Below are 6,162 nucleotides of genomic sequence, written 5' to 3'. Positions count from 1 at the left end.
GTACCGCGCCAAGGCCCTCGGGCGTAACCAGGTGGCCGTCGCGGAATAGGCCTCAGCCCTTGAGCAGCGCCTTGGCCAGCACCTGTGAGACCTGGTCGGCCGAGTAGGGCTTGGGCAGGAACACCAGGCCTTCATAGCCGCTTTCCGCCAGCTCCTCGCTGTAGCCCGAGGTCAGTACCACCGGCAGGCCGGGCCGGCGGCGTCGCAGTTCCCTGGCCAGGGCCACCCCGGTGATGCCGGGCATCACCACATCGGAAAACACTGCATCGAACCCCAACGCGTCTGCGCCGGCCAGTTCCAGCGCCTGTTCGGCATTGGTTGCCCAGGTGGTCCGGTAGCCGAGGTCCTGGAGGATCTGATTGGCAAAGCGGCCCACTTCCAGGTTGTCTTCCACCACCAGGATATGGCGCTGGGCGCATTCGGTGATCAACCCGCAGGTGTCCGGGGTGTCTCGTTGGAAGCTCTCTTCAGGTACCACTTGCGGCAAGTACAGGGTAAACACCGTGCCCTGGCCGACCTGGCTGGCCACATCGACGTTGCCGCCCGATTGCTTGGCGAAGCCGAACACCTGGGACAGTCCCAGGCCGGTGCCCTTGCCGACTTCCTTGGTGGTGAAGAAGGGTTCGAAGATGCGCTCGAACGTCTCCCCGGGAATCCCGCTGCCGGTGTCGGTGAGTGAAATGGCGATGAACGCCTGGCGTGAACCGGCGTCACCACGGATGCTCGGCAGTGCTTGATCGGCGTCCAATCGCAGGGTCAAGCTGCCCTGGCCGTTCATCGCGTCCCGGGCGTTGAGGGCGATGTTGATCAGGGCGGTTTCAAACTGGCTGGAGTCGGCGCGGATGTAGCACGGCTGCCCGGGCAGTTCGACGTGCACATGAATCCGCGCGCCAGTCACCGTCTCAAGCATCTCGCCGATGTTTTTCACCCGCAGGCCTGCATCGAACACTTCCGGGTTCAGCGGCTGGCGCCGGGCAAATGCGAGCAACTGGCTGGTCAATTTGCCGGCCCGGTCCACGGTGTCGGTGACCGCGCTCATGTAGCGCTGGCGACGCTCTTCGGACAGGCTCGGCATCCGCAGGAAGTCGACGGATGAGCGAATGATGGTCAGCAGGTTGTTGAAGTCGTGGGCCACGCCACCGGTCAACTGGCCGATGGCTTCAAGCTTTTGCGATTGACGCAAGGCGGCTTCGGTCTGGGTCAGCAGGGTGGTCCTTTCGGTGACGCGCTGCTCCAGGCTTGCATTCAGCTCGGCCAGGCGCTGGGACAAAACCACGGTGGCGGTGGTTTCGGTCACGGTGTCGAGCATGCCGACCACCTTGCCCTGTACGTCGCGGATCGGGCTGTAGCAGAAGGTGAAGTACGCCTGCTCCGGCGCGCCGCCGCGTTCGATCGTCAGCGGGAAGTTTTCGATAAAGGTGGCTTCACCTGCGAAGGCGGCATCCGCGATCGGACTGATCTCGGGCCAGGCTTCCTGCCAGATCTCGTTGAATGGCCGCCCGAGGGCATCAGGCTTGTCGCCGAGAATCGGGATAAACCCGTCGTTGTAAAGCGTGATCAGCGCAGGCCCCCAGACGATCGCCTGGGGGAAACTGGAGGCAAGGCACAGGGCGACGGTGGTCTTCAGTACGTCCGGCCAGTGTTCCAAAGGCCCCAATGGCGTATTGGCCCAGTTGTGATGCCGGACCCGTTCGGCCATTTCGCCGCCGCCTTGCAGCCAGTTTGTCATTCGGTGAACGCCTTCTTGCCACGGTTCGCTGAGGTAGGGATGCCAAGCTACAGACATCCCGGGACTCAGCCAGTTCAGCGGGATTATCCACTAGATGGCACTTTAGTGTCTCGGCCGGATAATGCTTCGCTGAGCTCCCTTCAGGCCACCGTAATCGTTACCGCGATATTGCCGCGGGTGGCCTTGGAATACGGGCACGTCTGGTGGGCACGGTCCACCAGTGCCTGCGCCGCCGAGTGTTCGATACCCGGCAGGCTGACCCGCAGGCGCGCCTGCAGGTAATAGCCATCTTCCGGGCTGTTCACCAGGTCCACTTCGGCACTCACTGCCGTGTCGGCGGGCAGGCGGATGTGAAGGGTTTGTGCGGCTTTGCCCATTGCGCCGATAAAGCAGGCGGACCAGCCGGCACCAAACAGTTGCTCGGGGTTGGTGCCGGGCGCCTTGGAGCCGGGCGGCGACAGCTTGATGTCCAGGTGCAGGTCATCGCTGTGGGACGCGCCTTCACGCCCGCCGGTGGTGTGGGTTCTGCCGGTGTAGAGCACGGTGCTGTTCTGGGACATGACGGTTTCCTCGCAAGTGGCCCGGGGTGGGCCGGTGTGCACAGGAAACCGCGCCGGCGTATCCGCAATGTGTCATCGCCGGGGGCCTGCACCTCGCAGTGTGTCGCCTCGCCGGGAAGATACGTTGGGATACAAACCGTTATTGCTGCTGCACGCCAAACAAACCGGTCCAGTAGATGCCGGCATCACTTTTCGGGTCCATGGCGTAGGCGGCGCCCATTTCGCGGAACTGCGGGTTCATCAGGTTGGCACAGTGCCCGGGGCTGGCCAGCCAGCCGTCGACCACCTTGCGTGGGGTGTCCATGCCGGCGGCGATGTTCTCGCCGATCTGCTGGCCGATGTAGCCTGCCAGTTCAGCCCGGTCACCCGGGGTGCGGCCATCGTGGTCCAGGTGATCGAAGAAGTTGCCGTTGGCCATGTTGCGCGCGTGGCCGGCGGCGGCGTTGGCGAGTGCTTCGTTCCAGCTCAGGGGTGTGGTGGCGGCAAAGGCCTGGGCGCCACATTGGCGTGGTTGCTGGCGGGCGGTGTTGATCAGGTCGAGCACCTTCTTGCCTTCGGTCTGGCTCTCGCCCAGGCCGCTGGTCAGCAGCGGGCGGGCCAGCACGATGCGCCAGTCCTGGCCGCTGTTGCTCACGCCGATATCAATGAATTGCGGGTCGAGCACCACCCGGCAAAAACTTTCGCGCACGGCTTTCATCGCGGCTTCGGCGTTCCTGGGCCCGGACAGGCTGATGGCCTGGACGTTGACCATCGGGTACGCCGCCCGCGCCAGCGCCTGCTGCAAGTCGCCGACACTGTTGACCGGCAACACCAGCCGCGTGTCGCTGGCCAGCGGTGGCAATTCCTGGGAGCCCTGGTTGCCGCAGCGCTGGACCTGGCTGCGGTATTGATTGATCGAGTCGACCAACAGGCTTTCTTCACCCGCCTGCGCCTGGGCGGTAAACACCAGACTGGCGGCCAGCGTCGTAAGACCCATCATCAATGACAGAACGCGCATGGACGTTTCCCTTGAGCTTGAAAGTGCCCATGATGCGCGATGAAGGGGCATCCATGCACCCGTTGGTCCGAACTTTTTGCCTCAGTTCTTGAATGCCGAGTGTTTACGGCCCTGATCGCACAAGGCGAACACCACCACCAGCAGGGACGAGATCGCGAGGATTATCACAACGCCATCAGTGGAGTGAGTGGCCGACGCCGCCACCATCGACAACGCCCCTAATGGCGCCAGGCCACCTGCGATCGCGGTGCCGATTTCCCGCCCGGTGCCAAAGCCCGAGGAGCGGGTCTGGGTCGGGAACTGGCGGCTCAGGAACGAACCCTGCGGCGCAAACATCATCGGCGCGAGGATGCCGGTGCCCACGCCAATGGCGACGTAGATCATCAGGCTTTCACCGGTATTGAGCAGCGCAAGGAACGGGTAGGCAAACAGCAGCGACAGCAGGCCGCCGAGCATCAGCACGGTCTTGCTGCTCCACTTGTCGCACAACCAGCCGAAGCATGGCACGGCGACGATGGCGATCAGGCTGGCAATGGTCACCGACAGCGACGTGACGTGCACATCGACACCCTTGAACTGGGTGAGGTAAGCCAGGGAAAAGGTCTTGAAGATGTAGCTCAACGCGTTGTAGCCAATCGCCACGAAGAACACCACGGCCAGGCCCTTGAGGTCGTTCTTGAACAGCGCCTTGAGCGGCGACGCCTTGGCCTTTGCGGTTTCCTTGCTCAGTTCCTTGAATTCCGGGGTTTCCGGGATGCTGTTGCGCACCCACAGGCCCACACCCACCAGCGCGATGCTGCAAATGAACGGAATCCGCCAGCCGCCGGCCAGCAGGAATTCATTGCCGTTGATGGTCAGCAGGTACACGGTCAGCGACGACAGCAGCAAGCCCAGGTTCAGCCCGAGCGCCGGCCATGCACCCTGGCTGCCGCGCTTGCCTTGCGAGGCGTGCTCGTAAGAGGTAACCGCCGCGCCGGACAATTCGGCACCGGCCCCCAGGCCCTGGATGATGCGGATAAACACCAGCACGATCGGCGCCCAGATGCCGATGGAGGCGTAGCTGGGGATCAGCCCGATCAGTGTGGTGCACACGCCCATCATGCAGAAGGTCAGCACCAGCACTTGTTTACGCCCGAACTTGTCGCCCAGGTAGCCAAACAGAATGCCGCCGAACGGGCGCGCGATGAAGCCGATGGCAAAGGTGGAAAACGCCATCAGCGTAGCGGCTTTCGGGTCGCTGTTATCGAAGAAAATCTTCGAGAACACAATCGCCGCCATGGTGGCGTACAGGTAAAAGTCATACCACTCCAGCATCGAACCGAAGATCGTCGCGGCCGCGACTTTGCGCAGGCGTTTCCTGGTTTGCTCGGGGGTTTCAACGTCCGGGGTGCGGGCTGTAGCCGTCATTCTGTACTTCCTTATGAGTCATTATATTTATTGTCAAAGTGAGGCGTGGTGCGGTGCGTCAGTGGGGCTTGAACATGCGGTCGGCGATCATCGAGCCGATGGGAATCGCGGAGGTGGCAGCGGGTGAGGGCGCATTGCACACGTGGAGCATTCGCGGGGTCTGGGCGAACAGGAAGTCGTGCACCAGGGTGCCGTCGCGCATCACGGCCTGGGCGCGGATGCCGGCTTCATAAGGCAGCAGGTCTTCGATGTTGAGCGATGGGCAGTACTTGCGGCACTGCTCCAGGTAGCCGGACTTGAACAGCGAGTTCTTCATCTCGACGCTGCCCGAACCGAGGTTCTGCCAGATGGTTTTCCAGAAGCCCGGGAAGCTTGCGTACTGCGCCACGTCGCGCCAGTTCACCGAGAATTTGCGGTAGTTCTCGCGACCCAGGCCGAGTACGGCATTCGGGCCAACGGTGACGCTGCCGTCGATCATGCGGGTCAGGTGCACGCCGAGGAAGGGCAGCTCCGGGTCGGGAATCGGGTAGATCAGGTGGTTGACGATGGTGTTCTTCGATTCCGGCAAGCGGAAGTATTCGCCACGGAACGGGATGATCTGGTGGTCGATCTTGACGCCGGCCATCACGGCCAGGCGGTCCGATTGCAAACCTGCACACACCACCAGATGCCTGGCCTGCCAGCTTTCGCCCCGGGTGCTGACGGTGACTTTGTCGGTGTCCTCGACGATCGCAGTGACGGTGCGTTCCAGGCAGATTTCCCCGCCGGCGCGACGAATTACCCGGGCCATGGTTTCGCAGACTTCGCGGTAATCGACAATGCCGGTGGCGTCGAGAAACAGCCCGCCCAGCCCGACGATGTTCGGTTCGCGCTGGCGCAACTGGTCGGCGTCCAGGCGTTCGACTTTCATGCCGTTGAGCTGCGAGCGGGCGTACAGCGCTTCCATCCGTTGTACTTCCAGATCAGTCGAAGCCACCAGCAACTTGCCGCACACCTCGAACTTGATCCCGTGCTCGGTGCAGAACTGCTTGGTCGCTTCGGCGCCGCGTTTGCACAAGTCGGCCTTGAGGCTGCCCGGCGCGTAGTAGATGCCGGCATGGATCACGCCGCTGTTATGGCCGGTCTGGTGCTTGGCCAGCAGGCTTTCCTTCTCCAGGATCACCAGCGAGGCGGTGGGCTGGCGCTTGAGCAACTCCATCGCGGTGGCCAAACCGACGATGCCGCCGCCGATGATGCAAAAGTCATAAATCATTGTTTTGGGTACCTACGCATTTCAGTCTGCTTATCAGGTTGTCAGACTAATGGTTTTGTTAAAAAAACAGCGCGCCATCGGCACGCTTTAAAAGGGTTCGGATCGGTTAATTGATAGCGGGCAGTTCCAGATGCAGGCGCCTTGCTGCGGCGCGCAAGTGAGCCTCGGCACAGGCGGCGGCGCCTTGGGCATCACCGTCGACGATGGCCTGGTAGAG

Annotated in this window: 5 protein-coding genes; all 5 read right to left on the bottom strand. The window is 62.6% G+C overall.

Going from position 1 to position 6,162, the window contains the following annotated elements; all coding sequences use genetic code 11:
• Positions 1 to 52: 52 nt before the first annotated feature.
• The 5 genes from HX846_RS20665 to lhgO all read right to left on the bottom strand — a co-directional run bounded on the left by HX846_RS20665 (position 53) and on the right by lhgO (position 5,945).
• The gene (locus HX846_RS20665; protein ID WP_102369190.1) at positions 53 to 1,729 is read right to left on the bottom strand and encodes an ATP-binding protein; all 1,677 of its coding nucleotides are present in this window, start codon (positions 1,727 to 1,729) and stop codon (positions 53 to 55) included.
• Between the two features lie 140 nt (positions 1,730 to 1,869).
• Complete coding sequence (locus HX846_RS20660) at positions 1,870 to 2,289, bottom strand: organic hydroperoxide resistance protein (protein ID WP_087695064.1); 420 nt, start codon at positions 2,287 to 2,289, stop codon at positions 1,870 to 1,872.
• Positions 2,290 to 2,428: 139 nt separating this feature from the next.
• Positions 2,429 to 3,286 carry a CAP domain-containing protein gene (locus HX846_RS20655; RefSeq protein WP_178966000.1) on the bottom strand — a complete coding sequence of 286 codons (858 nt, stop codon included), beginning with the start codon at positions 3,284 to 3,286 and terminating at the stop codon, positions 2,429 to 2,431.
• A gap of 81 nt (positions 3,287 to 3,367) precedes the next feature.
• The gene (locus HX846_RS20650) at positions 3,368 to 4,693 is read right to left on the bottom strand and encodes an MFS transporter (protein WP_087695066.1); all 1,326 of its coding nucleotides are present in this window, start codon (positions 4,691 to 4,693) and stop codon (positions 3,368 to 3,370) included.
• Between the two features lie 58 nt (positions 4,694 to 4,751).
• The gene (gene lhgO / locus HX846_RS20645) at positions 4,752 to 5,945 is read right to left on the bottom strand and encodes an L-2-hydroxyglutarate oxidase (protein WP_177050575.1); all 1,194 of its coding nucleotides are present in this window, start codon (positions 5,943 to 5,945) and stop codon (positions 4,752 to 4,754) included.
• Between the last annotated feature and the right edge of the window lie 217 nt (positions 5,946 to 6,162).

The sequence above is a fragment of the Pseudomonas sp. K5002 genome (genome assembly GCF_013386655.1).
GTDB lineage: Bacteria > Pseudomonadota > Gammaproteobacteria > Pseudomonadales > Pseudomonadaceae > Aquipseudomonas.
Note: the sequence above shows the minus strand (reverse complement) of the source record. Positions and strands in the feature narration are given on the sequence as shown.